The 13586-nt window shown below is 61.2% G+C and carries 14 protein-coding genes, 1 tRNA gene, 1 pseudogene and 1 riboswitch; of the genes and pseudogenes, 5 read left to right on the top strand and 11 right to left on the bottom strand.

Annotated elements, in window-relative coordinates:
* Positions 1 to 32: 32 nt before the first annotated feature.
* From VF285_RS01635 to VF285_RS01615, 5 genes are all read right to left on the bottom strand, one after another.
* Positions 33 to 941, bottom strand: a complete 909-nt coding sequence (locus tag VF285_RS01635) for an ornithine cyclodeaminase family protein (protein ID WP_346950863.1) — start codon at positions 939 to 941, stop codon at positions 33 to 35.
* Positions 942 to 946: 5 nt separating this feature from the next.
* Positions 947 to 1234 carry a 2Fe-2S iron-sulfur cluster binding domain-containing protein gene (locus VF285_RS01630; RefSeq protein ID WP_346950941.1) on the bottom strand — a complete coding sequence of 96 codons (288 nt, stop codon included), beginning with the start codon at positions 1232 to 1234 and terminating at the stop codon, positions 947 to 949.
* A 4-nt stretch (positions 1235 to 1238) separates the two neighbouring features.
* Complete coding sequence (locus VF285_RS01625) at positions 1239 to 1553, bottom strand: ferredoxin (RefSeq protein WP_346950862.1); 315 nt, start codon at positions 1551 to 1553, stop codon at positions 1239 to 1241.
* Positions 1554 to 1564: 11 nt separating this feature from the next.
* Positions 1565 to 1918: a 2Fe-2S iron-sulfur cluster-binding protein gene (locus tag VF285_RS01620; protein WP_346950861.1), complete on the bottom strand. Its 354-nt coding sequence runs from the start codon at positions 1916 to 1918 to the stop codon at positions 1565 to 1567.
* A 190-nt stretch (positions 1919 to 2108) separates the two neighbouring features.
* Positions 2109 to 3134 carry a bile acid:sodium symporter family protein gene (locus VF285_RS01615; protein ID WP_346950860.1) on the bottom strand — a complete coding sequence of 342 codons (1026 nt, stop codon included), beginning with the start codon at positions 3132 to 3134 and terminating at the stop codon, positions 2109 to 2111.
* An 80-nt stretch (positions 3135 to 3214) separates the two neighbouring features.
* Here VF285_RS01615 and VF285_RS01610 point away from each other — a divergent pair, with 80 nt between their 5' ends.
* The gene (locus VF285_RS01610; protein WP_346950859.1) at positions 3215 to 4042 is read left to right on the top strand and encodes a helix-turn-helix transcriptional regulator; all 828 of its coding nucleotides are present in this window, start codon (positions 3215 to 3217) and stop codon (positions 4040 to 4042) included.
* Positions 4043 to 4055: 13 nt separating this feature from the next.
* On the opposite strand, the gene VF285_RS01605 is transcribed toward VF285_RS01610, so the two are convergent.
* The 3 genes from VF285_RS01605 to metX form a co-directional block, all read right to left on the bottom strand.
* Complete coding sequence (locus VF285_RS01605; RefSeq protein WP_346950858.1) at positions 4056 to 5303, bottom strand: muropeptide transporter; 1248 nt, start codon at positions 5301 to 5303, stop codon at positions 4056 to 4058.
* The gene (gene metW, locus VF285_RS01600; protein ID WP_346950940.1) at positions 5300 to 5929 is read right to left on the bottom strand and encodes a methionine biosynthesis protein MetW; all 630 of its coding nucleotides are present in this window, start codon (positions 5927 to 5929) and stop codon (positions 5300 to 5302) included. The genes VF285_RS01605 and metW overlap by 4 nt, the downstream gene beginning before the upstream one ends.
* Before the next feature lie 14 nt (positions 5930 to 5943).
* On the bottom strand, positions 5944 to 7185 hold the full coding sequence (gene metX / locus VF285_RS01595; protein ID WP_346950857.1) for a homoserine O-succinyltransferase MetX: 1242 nt from the start codon (positions 7183 to 7185) through the stop codon (positions 5944 to 5946).
* Positions 7174 to 7252: riboswitch (SAM riboswitch) on the bottom strand. (Overlaps the previous gene by 12 nt.)
* Before the next feature lie 166 nt (positions 7253 to 7418).
* Between metX and VF285_RS01590 the strand changes: the two are divergent.
* A pseudogene (locus VF285_RS01590) lies at positions 7419 to 7532 on the top strand (helix-turn-helix domain-containing protein); the annotation flags it as partial.
* A 49-nt stretch (positions 7533 to 7581) separates the two neighbouring features.
* Here VF285_RS01590 and VF285_RS01585 read toward each other — a convergent pair.
* Positions 7582 to 8130, bottom strand: a complete 549-nt coding sequence (locus tag VF285_RS01585; protein WP_346950946.1) for a hypothetical protein — start codon at positions 8128 to 8130, stop codon at positions 7582 to 7584.
* A gap of 126 nt (positions 8131 to 8256) precedes the next feature.
* On the opposite strand from VF285_RS01585, the gene gshA reads away from it, so the two are divergent.
* Positions 8257 to 9819 (top strand): glutamate--cysteine ligase, encoded by a 1563-nt coding sequence (gene gshA / locus VF285_RS01580; RefSeq protein WP_346950856.1) that lies wholly within the window; start codon positions 8257 to 8259, stop codon positions 9817 to 9819.
* Between the two features lie 97 nt (positions 9820 to 9916).
* On the opposite strand, the gene VF285_RS01575 is transcribed toward gshA, so the two are convergent.
* Positions 9917 to 9991, bottom strand: a tRNA-Arg gene (locus VF285_RS01575).
* Positions 9992 to 10179: 188 nt separating this feature from the next.
* Here VF285_RS01575 and VF285_RS01570 point away from each other — a divergent pair.
* Positions 10180 to 11091, top strand: a complete 912-nt coding sequence (locus VF285_RS01570; protein WP_346950855.1) for a c-type cytochrome — start codon at positions 10180 to 10182, stop codon at positions 11089 to 11091.
* Between the two features lie 71 nt (positions 11092 to 11162).
* Here VF285_RS01570 and VF285_RS01565 read toward each other — a convergent pair whose 3' ends face one another.
* Complete coding sequence (locus VF285_RS01565) at positions 11163 to 12557, bottom strand: sodium:alanine symporter family protein (RefSeq protein WP_346950854.1); 1395 nt, start codon at positions 12555 to 12557, stop codon at positions 11163 to 11165.
* 213 nt (positions 12558 to 12770) lie between these two features.
* Between VF285_RS01565 and VF285_RS01560 the strand changes: the two genes are divergently transcribed.
* Positions 12771 to 13571 (top strand): hypothetical protein, encoded by an 801-nt coding sequence (locus VF285_RS01560; RefSeq protein WP_346950853.1) that lies wholly within the window; start codon positions 12771 to 12773, stop codon positions 13569 to 13571.
* Positions 13572 to 13586 lie beyond the last annotated feature (15 nt).

Raw genomic sequence — 13586 nt, 5'->3', positions numbered from 1 at the left:
TGTGAGGCATCGGGCCTGCGGCCCGACCCGCATCACGCGTGCATTGCCCGATAGGCGAGGCCTGCCAAGGCAATATCGGCCAAGCCAATTCCCACGGCCTTATAGATGTAGATGCCATGGCGCTGCTCGGGCGCCTCGGGACGCGCCAGCAGCTGTGATAACTCGATGAGCTTGCGCCCCAGATCGACATCGGGGGAAGCCAGCACCAGATCGCCTGCTTCGCTGAGCGTCTGTGGCTTCCATTCCACAATGATCTGCCGGGCTCTCTGCAACGCCCGGTCGTCCAGCTCACGCGTCGACGGCAAGCTGGAACCAATCGCGGCCACGAATGCATCGTCTTGCAAGAGGTCGCCAGAAAACAAGGCACATTTCGAGCGCGTCGCGGTGACCAGAAGACCGGCCGAAGCCGCAATATCTTCAGGTGCCGCGCGGCGCACCGAGACGCCCGTACGGGCCTCCAGATCCACCACGGCGCGATCCGCACTATGCGGGTCATGCACCAGAATCTGCTGCAGAGGAAAAGCCTGCGCCATCTGAACCGCGTGCTCAGTCCCTTGTACCCCAAGGCCAAAGAGGCCCAACACCCGAGGCGGCTCATGCACGCAAGCCTGAGCCGCCAGCACCGAGCATGCTGCCGTTCGGATGCGCGTCAGCGCACCCGCGTCCAGCGTGGCAAGCGGCAAGCCACTTTCTGCCGAGAACAGAATGACCACAAACCCGAACTGGCCCTGGATCGTGGTGTAGACCTTGGCACCCACGACCCCCTGCGACGGGATGACCGCCCCCAGCGTGGAGAGTTTCACTCCAGCCGATTCAGTTCGCTCTCGCCGCTGAACCGCTGCATGGTTCGAACCGAATTCCAAAAAGGCATCGCGAAGCACGGCCCGGGCCGCTTCGGGGCTCACCAAACGGGATACGTCGTCATCGCTCAAGTGCAGCATGGCCTTCACCACGACACCTTGATGTCGCCGTTGACGAAGGTCTGGCAGGCCATCCGGTAGCCTGCCTCAAAGTCTTCGGGCTTCAGGTGACGCCGCTCTTTGGCTTTGATCGCGTCGGTATGCTCCAACCCTTCTTCGATGTGGCACTTGCAGGTGCCGCAGATGCCACCCCCGCATTTGAAAGGAATCCCTCCCTTCTCACGGATCGAGACACGCAAAAGATTGCTGTTGTCGGGCGCCTGCACCGTCTTGTCGCCATTGTTCAGAAACGTAATCGTCACCATCTCCTGCACCTGCTCAAACACCGGCTTCGCGAGCGTCACAGCGCTCGAGCGATGCCTGCAACCCACCAAACCGGGTCAAATGATCCAACTCTGCGCGCGCCTGTTCGCGTGTCTCGAAATGATCCAGAAATTTGGTGGACACCTGGTTGCGAACGAAAGGCGGCTCGGATTCCGTGATCGTCACTTTGGCGTCCCGATCCAGTTCCGCAATCTCAAAAATGGCCTTGCAGCGGCCGTAGAACATATACCGGTAGGTCTCCACAATCGTGGCCCTGCCTTCCAGGCTGGAGGTATAGAGGTCCGGCTTGCTGGTCAAAATTACATACATGGCGAACTCCATCAAGCCACAGCATTTTGAACGGAGGCCGACACGGAATCCGTGTGGTGGTGGTGAACCGGCTCGATATCCTGAGTCAGTTCGATGTCGTGGGTGAGCCACAGCTGGCAAGTCAAACGGTAGCCTTGGTCCAGGAGCGCGCCCAACTGCTTCTTCTCTTTCCAGTTGGGTGCGGGCAGGTGCTCTGCCCCCTGCAGAACCTTGCACGCGCAGGTCGCACACTTGCCCATCCCGCACTTGTAGGCCAAGTTGGGGTAGGGAAACTGCCGGATGCCGGCGCGCACGACCAGATTGGCGTTGTCCTGCACTTCGTCCTGGTAGATTTGCCCACCCTTGTGTAGGGTTACTTTGACCATGTCTGCCCCGTTGCGATTCGTTCGGATTACTTTAATGGATATTGTATACCGTTTAGAAATCCATGCATCGGGAGTATCCCTGACACGAAAAACAGCGCTGCAACCGATCCGCAGACGACGAGGGCCCTGCAGTCATCTGCAAGGCCCTTCATTCTTGGCAACAGGCCGGCATCAGCCGGCCAGCCTGCGGTCAGCCCGATACGGAAGCCGCCACAGTCCGTTCGGGTGCCGCTTGTGCCGCTTCATGCTGCCGCAAGTAATTCTGTGCCAACACCGCGCACACCATGAGCTGGAGCTGGTGAAAGAGCATCAGCGGCAACAGCACCGGTCCGATCGCACTGGCGCTGAACAACACGCCTGCCATCGGCACCCCGGTCGCCAGGCTCTTCTTCGAGCCACAGAATACGATGGTGATCTCGTCTTCGCGCTTGAATCCCAGACGCCGCGTAGACCAGGTGTTGAGCGTGAGCACGACCCCCAGCAACACCATGCAGGTGAGCACCAGCCAGATCAGTGACACCGTATCCACCTGGTGCCAGAGCCCTTCGACGACGGACTCGCTGAACGCGGTATACACGACGAGCAGAATGGAGCTCTGATCCACGTTGCGGACCAAGGTGCGGTGACCGTCCATCCAGCGCCCCAGCCAGGGACGCATCAAATGCCCCGCCACGAAGGGCAGCAAGATCTCTTGGCTGATGCGGAGAATGGACTGCAGGAGGTCGCCGGAGCCCAGCGCGGACGTGTCGGTCTGCAGCAGGAGCTGCAACAGCAGCGGAGTGACCACGATGCCAATGATGCTGGATGCGGATGCCGCGCAGACGGCCGCCGGGACATTGCCGCGTGCAATCGAGGTGAATGCAATGGCCGACTGCACGGTCCCCGGCAGCACACAAAGATACAGTACCCCTACGTACAGCGGCGCACCTAGCAAGGGCACCAGCACCGGCCTCAACGCCCAGCCCAGAATCGGAAAGATCACGAACGTCCAGGCGAAGACGACCACATGCAGACGCCAGTGCGTCGCCCCCGCCACGATGGCCTGGCGCGACAGCTTGGCACCGTGCATGAAAAACAGCAGGGCAATGGCTGCGGCAGTCAGATGCTTGAAGAAAACAGCCCCCACGCCGTGCGCGGGCAGCACGCTGGCGGTCGCCACGACAGCGATCAGCGTCAGAGTGAAGCGGTCAAAGAGAAGACTGAGTTTCGAGGACATGATGAATTACAGACGGTCGATGGGAAATTGCAGCAGCCAGATTAAACTGTGCTGAATGAAAGGTTTGGCGCCAAAAGATCATGAAACATTTGCGAACGGACATTCGGCTGGCTGCTGATTCCGGCGTCGGCGCGCCTGACGACGCTATCCCCGAGACGTTGCCGCGCCCCGTCTACGGAGGGCTGGACCGACATCCCAACATCGTGCACGCCCGACGTCACCGGCACCAATGGGCACAGTTGTCCTACACGATCCAGGGCCATCTGCAAGTCTGGACCCCCAGCGCCCGGTTTGTTGCCTTGCCACAACGAGCGGTCTGGATTCCACCGAACTTGCTGCACCAGGTCCAGCAGTCTACGCAGGCGGTCATCCGCAGCCTTTATCTGGATACCGAAGCCCTGGGACTGAAATGGTCGGAGTGTCGGGTGCTGGCCATCTCGCCACTGCTGCACGAACTCATTCGTGCCTTCTCGCTCCTGCCGGCAGAATACGACCTGGACGGGGCGGAAGGACGGCTGGTCCGGGTGCTCATCGACGAACTCGCGAAGGCGCCAGAGGCGGGTCTGATCTTGCCCTGGCCTGCTGACCCCAGGTTGCACTCCATCTGCCGCCAACTACAGAACAACCCCGACGACAGAGCCAGTCTCAGCCTGTTCAGCACCAGGCTGGGGGTCTCGGAAAAGACGCTCACGCGCCTGTTTCAGCAGCAAACAGGGCTGGGCTTTCGGTTATGGCGCCAACGCGCCCGGCTGATGCATGCGCTGCCACTGCTGGAACAGGGTGAGAGGATTACCGACGTGGCACTGGCCTGTGGCTACGAGAGCCTGTCCTCGTTCATCGCGACCTTTCGCGAACACACGGGGACCACGCCTGGCGATTTTGCTGCGCACAACCTCGAAGGAAAATGAGACGACGCCTGCCTCATGCCATCTCATCCACATCGAGCGCTCGCACCAGGCCACGCATCCACCACAGCAGAGCCAGGCCAGGAACCGCGATGAAAATCGTCATCACAAAAAACGCGGGCCACCCCGCCCACGCCACCAGCACCGGGGTCAATGGACCAGCCAGGTAAGTACGCCCCACCGCAGAAAAGGCCGACAACAGCGCGAACTGAGTGGCCGAGAACCGCGCCTGACACAAGGCCATCAGCAGGGCCACGAACGCCGCCGTCCCCAAGCCGCCACACAGATTTTCTACCGCCACCACCGTGGCCATGGAATACAAGTGAGCGGGCGTGACTGCCAGCACCCAATAGCCAAAGTTCGACACGGCCTGCAGCACCCCAAACAGCATCAAGGCCCGGTATAGCCCCAAACGCGTCATGAGAGTACCTCCCGCCAGTGCGCCGACCACGGTCGCCGCCAGCCCGAAGACTTTGTTCACCAGGCCCACCTCGGTCACGTCGAATCCGACCCCCCGCAACAGAAAGGTGGTGGACAGCGCGCCGGCAAACGCATCCCCCAGCTTGTAGAGCACGATGAGCAGGAGCACCATCCAGGCTCCGCGCCGCGCGAAGAACTCCCGCAGGGGCTCCACGACTGCCTGCTGCAAAGTACGCGGCGGCTGAACGCTCAACGCAGGTTCGGGCGCCCACAAAGTGGCAAGTGAGGCGAGCGCCATCAACCCGCCCATCAGCCAATACATGGCTCCCCACCCAAGCCACTGATCTGCCAGAATGAGTGCCAGGCCGCCCGACACCACCATGGCCAGGCGATAGCCCATCACCTGCAGGGCGGCACCGGCAGCGCGTTCGTCGTGCTGCAGGACGTCCGTACTGTAGGCATTGAAGGCGATGTCTTGCGTGGCCGACAGAAAAGCTACCCAGACTGCCAGCAGCGCAATGGTTTGCAGCTGACTGCCCGGCGAAAAGAACCCCATGGCAGCAATCGAGGCGGCCAGCAACCATTGGGTGAGAAACACCCAGCCGCGTCGGCGCCCCAACCAAGGAGGCGCGAAGCGATCCACCAGCGGTGCCCAGAGGAACTTCAACGTATAGGCTGTCCCGGCCAAGGTCAGAAAGCCAATGTCCTGCAAAGAGACGTTTTCGACTGTGGCCCAGGCCTGCAGGGTTCCAGACGTGAGCGCCAGCGGCAAGCCACTGGCAAACCCAAGCACCAACAGCGGTGCCACCCGCCGGCTGCGATAGACGCCCCAGCCTCCGGTCATGCGGGCCGGCCTTGCGGCGACTCGAAGCGATAGAGGGCGAGCATGCTGCGCCAACCCTTCAGAAAATGAATTTCGCGCTCGCCCCGAAACGCGGCCAGATCCGTGACCTTCAACCCCAGCCGCGCAGCCAGAAGCTGAAAGTCACGCAGCGTGCACAGGTGGATGTTGGGGGTGTCATACCATTCGAACGGCATCTGGTCGTTGACCGGCATCCGCCCCGCCAGAATCGACCAACCATGGGGCCAATAGCCAAAATTGGGGAAGGAAACAATGCCGTACCGGGCGACCCGCGCCATCTCCTGCAGAATGTGTTCGGTGTGATGCATGGACTGCAGCGTCTGCGACAACACGACCGTGTCGAACTGCTGGTTATCGAAGAGCGCCAACCCGTCCTCGAGGTTCTGCTGAATCACCTGTACACCACGACGCACGGCGGCAATCACCTGGTCATCATCGATCTCGACACCCGCCCCGCGCACCTGACGCGTCTGATGCAGATGCTCCAGCAACTGACCGTCGCCACACCCCAGATCCAATACTCGACTGCCTGGGGCAATCCACTGAGCAATGCGCAGCAGGTCGATCCGTGGGGCGGCCGGTTCCGACATGGCCGACTGCGCCCCCATGACTGATTCACCACTCATGCCGCCAATACCCCCGTAGTGCGACGACGCTCACCCAAATGGAGACGCCGCGCAATGCCGTCGTAATACCCCTGAACCACCGCATGGTAGCGCTTGTCACCCAACAGGAACGCATCGTGGCCATGGGGCGCGTCAATTTCGGCGTAGGTGACCTCGCGATGATTTTTCAGCAAGGCCTGCACGAGCTCGCGCGAATGCTCGGGCGCAAAGCGCCAATCCGTCGTGAAGGACACCAGCAGGAACCGGGCCTGAACAGGCGCCAGGGCACGGGCAAGATCGCCGCCATATTCACGCGCCGGATCGAAATAATCCAGCGCACGCGTCAGCAGCAAATACGTATTGGCGTCGAAATAGCGGGAAAACTTCTCGCCCTGATGCCGCAGATACGACTCGACCTCGAACTCGACATCGTAGTTATAGTGGTATTCACCATTGGGTCCAGGAGTGCGCTGGGCGCGGCCGAACTTGGTGGCCATGACCTCGTCTGACTGATAAGTAATGTGGCCCACCATGCGCGCCACCGAAAGGCCGTTGCTGGGCACCACCCCGTGGGAGTAGTAGTCGCCGCCACAGAAATCAGGGTCGGTCAGAATGGCCCTGCGCGCTACTTCGTTGAAAGCGATGTTCTGTGCGCTCAGGCGGGCGGTACTGGCCACCACGATGCAATCGCCTACCCGTTCAGGACAGGTGATGGCCCAGCTCAGGGCCTGCATGCCTCCCAGAGACCCGCCCATGACGGCTGCAAACCGCGCAATCCCGAAATGATCCGCCACGCGCACCTGCGCACGAACCCAGTCTTCGACCGTCAGTAGCGGGAATTCAGCGCCCCACGGCTGGCCCGTCGCAGAATTGATCGTGGTGGGCCCGGTCGAGCCGAAGCACGACCCGAGGTTGTTCACGCCAATGACGAAGAACCGATCGGTATCCAGGGCCTTGCCTGGCCCCACCATGTTGTCCCACCAACCCTCTTGGTGCGGCGACGCCTGTTCGAGCCCCGCCACGTGATGCGACGCATTGAGTGCATGGCACACCAGGACGGCGTTGCTGTGTTCGGCGTTGAGCACGCCATAGGTCTCGACGGCCAGCGAATAGGCGGGCAGGATCTGCCCGCTGGAAAGCGTCAGCGGCTCGTCGAACGATAAAAACTGCGGAGTGACATAACCCACGCTTCCGGCAGGAACGGGAGGCAGGTCAGTCGAGGAAGCCGAAGGTTCGGCAAATACGGCAGGTGTGGTCATGAGACCTCTTTAGCGGGATTTATGGGGCGCCCGCAAGCGGATCAGGCAAATCGGCGCCAATTCGTTTTTCATTCTAGCACCGGGTAAAACCCCTGAGGAGCAGGCCTGCCGCCGCCTAGTCGCGCCGAATGGTCCTATCGAATCGGGAACATCCTCATCAATCGTGATACATTTCTTGACGATTGAAAACTCAGATCACAAGTCTGGCCATTTGCGGCACCCCGGAGAACAGGATGACACCGTTGACCAAGCGCGAACACGACTGCCTATGTTGGGCTGCCCAAGGCAAAACCAGTTGGGAAATCGGCCAGATACTCGGCATCCAGGAACGCACCGTCAACTTCCACATCGCGAATACCTGCGAAAAGCTTGAAGTACGCACCCGGCAGGCGGCAATCACTGTTGCGTTGCAGCACTGCCTGCTGGCGCCGCTGCGGACCAACGCAGCGCCAGCCAAAAATCATCCACCGGCGCACGGTCAAAATCATGAGGGGTTGCCACCACGATCGCCTCGAGCCATTCAGTATTCGTCACCATGATCTGGATCTCGAAACGCAAGCGACCCTTGGGACCATGTCCTTCGATCACGAAACGCTCACCCGGTGCGGGTAACGTGGCCGGCACCGGCACCCCTGCTGTGCGATAGAACGACGCTACAGCCCAGCGATCCAGCCGCTCACGCGCTTGAGGATCACCGGACAAGGAGGCCGGTAAAGGCGCCTCGCCCAACCCGAACAGTACCCCGCCTGCGTGCGCGGAATGCATGGTCAACGGCAACGGGATGGACCCAAACTGAACGGTTTTCGTCTGCACATGAGCAGCATCAGGAAGAACACCGCTGGCACCTTGTTCGCCAAAGACCACCGAATGCCAGTTGAAACGCGGTGAGCACCCTGCGAGTATCGCAGCGCACAGCAACAGCATCAGAATACGGATCGCTCGCATGGTAGAACAAGTTCCGGCCGGACGGTCCAGTCATTGTACGGCCAGCCGACACAATCACTGCCGCGAGCTTTCAGGCGAAAGCAGCTAGTCTAAAATGCCTTATTCAGACCAACTTGGTACCCATTCATGATGAGCCTGGCCTCCGACCGACGCACGCAGCTCGCTGCCCATCCGGAACTGCTCGCAGGCATCCGGAGAGGAATCGAAAAAGAAGGCCTGCGGGTCGACGCCACGGGCCAGCTGGCCATGACTCCCCATCCGGTCGCCCTGGGCTCGGCTCTGACCAACGCCCACATCACCACCGATTACTCAGAATCGCTGCTCGAGCTCATCACCAGCCCAATCGCAAGCGCGCAAGCACTGATCACGGATCTGACGGACACCCACACCTACGTGGCGCATCGCAACCCTGCGGAGGCCATCTGGAACCAGTCCATGCCGGCCCATTTGCCCAACGAGGCCGACATCCCGGTCGCATGGTACGGCACCTCGAACACCGGCATGCTCAAGCACGTCTACCGCGTGGGCCTGGCCTGGCGCTACGGCAAGGTGATGCAGTGCATCGCGGGGGTGCACTACAACTTTTCGCTGCCCGAGTCGGCCTGGGACGTTCTGGCAGACGGCAGCACTGCACAGGAGCGGCGCAACACCGGCTACATGGCGCTGATCCGCAATTTCATGCGGCATTCGTGGCTGCTGATGTACCTGTTTGGTGCATCTCCCGCCGTGTCGCGCAGCTTCCTGCAAAAAGCAGGGTTCGAAGCACAGCTGACGAAACTAAGCCCGGACACCTACTGCCTGCCCTGGGCCACCAGCCTGCGGATGAGTGATCTGGGCTACAAGAATCCCAATCAGTCAGAACTGAGGCTCTGCTACAACGACCTGGATACCTTCACCGCGCGGATCTACAAGGCCTGTACGACTTCGTCGCCGGCCTACGAGGCCATCGGCACCCACCGCAACGGCGAGCGCATCCAGCTCAACACGAACACCCTGCAGATCGAAAACGAGTACTACTCCAGCATTCGGCCCAAGCAGACGGCGGGTCGTTGCGAACGCCCCAACACCATCCTGCACGAGCGCGGCATCCAATACATCGAAGCTCGCTGCATGGATATCGACCCCTGGGCCCCCGCCGGCATCACGGTCGAAACCGCGCGTTTCCTCGACGCCTTCCTGTTGTGCTGCGCCGTCGAAGACAGCCCCATGTTCCCGGCCCCGGGCAATTGCGCCGAAAGCCAGGAGAACTTTGCGCTGGTGGCACGCGAAGGTCGGCGCCCCGGGCTGGAGCTCATGCGCAACGGCGAGCCCATCGCCCTCAAGGAATGGGCCGCACGGGCCCTGGAACACATTGCCCCGTATGCGCAGCTGCTGGACGAAACGACCGGCGATACCCAGCACGGAGCCGCGCTCGCCGCCCAAATGACCAAGGTCAATCAGCCTGAAGCCACGCCTTCGGCCCGGCTGCTCGCCGCCTTGCGCGAAGAAAAGCAAGAGTTCCACGACTGGACGCTGAAACAGAGTCAGGCGCACTGGACAGCGTTGCAAGCGCGTGAGCTTTCTGTGCAGGCAGAGGCCGCATTCGATCAGGCTGTACGGGATTCCATCGCCGAGCAGACGCAACTGGAAGCCTCGGACACCATCAGCTTCGAGGACTACGTGGCGCGGTTTCACGCGGCCCTGCGCTAGGCGCTACGCAACTCGCATCGCGAAGGAGCGGCGATGCCGAAGAAGGTCAAGTGCAGCCGTTGCGATGCGGCGGCCGCACCCGCGTAGAAACCAACAGTGGCGCGCCCGACAGGAATCGAACCTGTATCGAAAGCTTCGGAGGCTCCCATTCTATCCATTGAAATACGGGCGCGCGGGGGTGTCTGGACGACGCATGCGCAAGGACATGCGCATGGGGTCGCCATTGTAGCGTGTTTATTAGCCCTACGCTGCGCGTGGCTGCAGCAGGCGGGGCCTGTCGCTATAATTGCGGGATAGGGCTTGTAACTGCCCGTTGCGCGACCATTCTGCTGTCGCGGCCCAATATTTCAGGAACCCGACATGAGTCTCCCCGATCACGAAAGTGCACACGAAAGTGAAAGCTCCATTAAGACCCCGCGTCAGTTGCTCATCACCGTCATCCTGGCGTTCCTGATCCCGATCACCGTCATCATCCTGCTCGTCAACATGGTGGGTTCTTCCATCCGTTCCGGCGCCGGCTCCGAAGGGCAAACTCCCGATGCCATCGCCAAGCGTCTGCAACCAGTCGCGGGCTTCAAACTGGTGGATGCCAACGCCCCTCGGGTTTTCCAGACGGGTCAGCAGGTCTTTGAAGCCACCTGTACCGCCTGCCACACGCCAGGCGCCATGGGCGCTCCCAAGTTCGGCGACAAAGCGTCCTGGGCTCCCTTCATCAAGCAGGGGTACGCCGACCTGGTCAAGAACGCCATCCACGGTATCGGCCCCATGCCGCCCAAGGGAGGCAATGCCTCGCTGGATGACTTCGAAGTCGCCCGTGCGGTGGTCTACATGGCCAACCACTCCGGTGCCAACTTCCCGGAACCCAAAGAACCGGCCGCTGCCAAACCCGCTGCTGCTCCGGCTGCGGCGCCTGCCGCAGCTCCCGCTCCGACCCCCGTGGCCGCCCCTGCGCCCACGCCCGCCAAGCCTGCCGAGAAAGTCGCTGCTGCAGCCCCGCAGCCCGCCGCAGCCACCAGCAGTGGTGCCTCGACCAATCCAGTCGGCGACAAGCTCTACCACACGGTATGCTTTGCCTGCCACGCCGTGGGCGCCGCAGGCTCGCCCAAGTTTGGCGACAAGGCAGCCTGGGAGCCCTTCATCAAGACCGGCTTGGACACGATGCTGAAGAAAGCCATCTCCGGCGTGGGTGCCATGCCACCGCGCGGAGGCTCACAAGCCACCGACGCCCAAATGAAAGCAGCCATTCAGTACATGGTGGACGCTGCCAAATAAGGCAGATCTTCAAGCGACATTGAAAAAGCCGGCTTCACGCCGGCTTTTTCAATTGCAACGACAACCTGCCGTTACTGGGTCACCGCTGCTTCGCGCCCACCACTGGCCGCAGAACCAGCCTCACGGCGACGCTGGAAGTAGGCCTTGGTGAGTTTCACAATCAAGGGCGAAAGCAGCAACAGTGAAATCAGGTTGGGAATGGCCATCAGACCGTTGAGGGTATCGGCCAAGAGCCAGGCAAAATCCAGCTGGGTGACCGCACCAAACGGAATCGCGACCACCCAGATCAGGCGATACGGGACCGTGGATTTGGCGCCCAACAGGAATTCCCAGCATTTTTCACCGTAGTAGCTCCAGCCCAAAATCGTGGTGAAAGCAAAAATCACCAGAGCGACCGTCAGTACCGCACCACCGACGCCCGGCATCGAGGCCTCAAATGCAGCAGCCGAAAGGGCCGCTCCACTCTGGCCGCTGTCCCAGACCCCCGAGCACACGATCGCCAGGCCCGTGATGCTGCAGATGATGAGCGTGTCGATGAAGGTTCCCATCATGCCGATGAGCCCAGCCTGAACAGCATCCGTAGAGGTCCCGGCGGCCTGAGCGATCCCCGCCGACCCCAGACCTGCCTCATTCGAAAACACCCCACGCGCCACACCGAAACGAATGGCCGCCATCACGGTCGCACCCGCAAATCCACCTGTAGCAGCCACTGGCGAGAAGGCATGGGTGAAGATGAGGTCAAGTGCGTCAGGGATGCGTTCGACATTGACTGCCAGCACCACCAGGCCTGCCAGTACGTAGGCTACGCACATGAACGGGACGAGCGAGGCTGCCACCATGCCAATGCGCTTGATGCCGCCCAGAATCACCATGCCAATCAGCACCATGGTCACCACCCCAGTCACCCACAGCGGGATCGAGAAGGTGGATTGGAGTGCCAGGGCCATGCTGTTGACCTGAACCATATTGCCAATCCCGAACCCGGCAAAGCCACCGAAGATCGCGAAGGCCACCCCGAGCCAGACCCATTTCTTGCCCAAGCCATTCTTGATGGCGTACATCGGACCACCGGCGTGCTCGCCCCGGGCATCCTTCTCGCGGAAATGCACGGCCACGACCACTTCGCTGTATTTCGTGGCCATGCCGACCAAGGCGGTACACCACATCCAGAACAAGGCACCTGGGCCGCCCACGGCGATCGCCGTGGCCACACCGGCAATGTTCCCAGTGCCTACCGTAGCCGCCAGGCACGTCATGAGAGCCTCGAACGGGCTGATCTCGCCATGGGAGGCATCCCCACGATGGCGCCCGCTCCAGATCATCGCAAACCCCGTGCCGATGCGGCGCAACGGCATGAACCTGAGCAGCAACATTAAAAAGAACCCAGTGCCCAATATGAGCACCAACATCGCAGGACCCCAGACGAAGCTGTTGATCCCATTGACTAACGAATTCAGAAATTCCATTCTTGAGTCTCTCTTCCCTGTTTTAAAAACGGCGCCACTGTACCACCGATCGCCGCCTGCTCTCAGACGTCAAGACGACAATTCGCTGATTTCCACCGCATTCACGCCGTGATCTGTCGTTATTTTCAGGGTAAACCCTGCCGTAGTTTTGCGACTGTCGCAGTCGGGCGGGTTTGCCTATCCTGAGCTCTCCTGACAATTCTGGAGCCAAGCATGAGAGAACGACTGGATTGCGCCGTTCTGGCCATAGGCCGGGAAGATTGGGTCAACACCGTTACGGGTCCCCGCAGCGGCGGACGGCTGGTGCTGCACCCCCTGGCCCCGCAGCTGAACACCGCGACAGCAATGCTGGCCGATGCCGCGCTGCAAAGAGGCCGTTACGATGCAGGGCTGATCCACGTGGATGAAGCCTCATTGGGTACCTGGCGCATGGCGCTTGCGGCACAGCCGCTGCATCAACCTGCTGTTCTCATGATCTACGCAGCAGGCCTTCGTGCACAGGCCATCCGGGACTTGCTCGCGCTGGGGGCCACCGACTTCATGCAGCCGCCGTTCTGCGTTGAAGAACTGCGCGCACGTATTGAACACAATCTTCAACGAGCACCCAGGGTGCTTGTCGCCGAAAATTCCCCCAGCTATGCAAGCACAGCCGCCGACCGAAGCAGCTGTCCCATCTCTGGCACCCCTGGGCCCGACACGACGGCCCACCTGTGTGAAACCATTCTCGACCGCTCGGGCACCGAACTCGAAGCCTACGCGGTGGCCCTGGCGACCCAGCGGGCCACGTCACATGCGTCGTTTCGCGCAGCCAAGGGTGAAGTGGTCGCACGCTTCGAACGCGCCTATATTCGTGCAGCACTGGGCCGACACGCGGGCAACATTACATTGGCAGCTCAAACCGCTCAAAAACATCGGCGCGCCTTCTGGGCACTCATGCGCAAGCACGACATCGATCCTTCTCCATACCGGACAGACCTCCCGCAAAGCAGCGCCCCGGCCCCAGGATCAGGCTAGTACTCTGTCGCCCCT

Source organism: Castellaniella sp. (assembly GCF_036379515.1).
Taxonomy (GTDB): Bacteria; Pseudomonadota; Gammaproteobacteria; order Burkholderiales; family Burkholderiaceae_B; genus Castellaniella.
Note: the sequence above shows the minus strand (reverse complement) of the source record. Positions and strands in the feature narration are given on the sequence as shown.

What these genes read in the sequence shown, in the direction of transcription:
- VF285_RS01605 (WP_346950858.1), bottom strand. Translation starts at nt 5,303, where the DNA reads ATGACCGGAGGCTGGGGCGTCTATCGCAGCCGGCGGGTGGCACCGCTG.
- VF285_RS01610 (WP_346950859.1), top strand. Translation starts at nt 3,215, where the DNA reads ATGAAACATTTGCGAACGGACATTCGGCTGGCTGCTGATTCCGGCGTC.
- VF285_RS01625 (WP_346950862.1), bottom strand. Translation starts at nt 1,553, where the DNA reads ATGTATGTAATTTTGACCAGCAAGCCGGACCTCTATACCTCCAGCCTG.
- VF285_RS01615 (WP_346950860.1), bottom strand. Translation starts at nt 3,134, where the DNA reads ATGTCCTCGAAACTCAGTCTTCTCTTTGACCGCTTCACTCTGACGCTG.
- gshA (WP_346950856.1), top strand. Translation starts at nt 8,257, where the DNA reads ATGATGAGCCTGGCCTCCGACCGACGCACGCAGCTCGCTGCCCATCCG.
- VF285_RS01560 (WP_346950853.1), top strand. Translation starts at nt 12,771, where the DNA reads ATGAGAGAACGACTGGATTGCGCCGTTCTGGCCATAGGCCGGGAAGAT.
- VF285_RS01570 (WP_346950855.1), top strand. Translation starts at nt 10,180, where the DNA reads ATGAGTCTCCCCGATCACGAAAGTGCACACGAAAGTGAAAGCTCCATT.
- VF285_RS01635 (WP_346950863.1), bottom strand. Translation starts at nt 941, where the DNA reads ATGCTGCACTTGAGCGATGACGACGTATCCCGTTTGGTGAGCCCCGAA.
- VF285_RS01565 (WP_346950854.1), bottom strand. Translation starts at nt 12,557, where the DNA reads ATGGAATTTCTGAATTCGTTAGTCAATGGGATCAACAGCTTCGTCTGG.
- VF285_RS01620 (WP_346950861.1), bottom strand. Translation starts at nt 1,918, where the DNA reads ATGGTCAAAGTAACCCTACACAAGGGTGGGCAAATCTACCAGGACGAA.
- metW (WP_346950940.1), bottom strand. Translation starts at nt 5,929, where the DNA reads ATGGGGGCGCAGTCGGCCATGTCGGAACCGGCCGCCCCACGGATCGAC.
- metX (WP_346950857.1), bottom strand. Translation starts at nt 7,185, where the DNA reads ATGACCACACCTGCCGTATTTGCCGAACCTTCGGCTTCCTCGACTGAC.
- VF285_RS01585 (WP_346950946.1), bottom strand. Translation starts at nt 8,130, where the DNA reads ATGCGAGCGATCCGTATTCTGATGCTGTTGCTGTGCGCTGCGATACTC.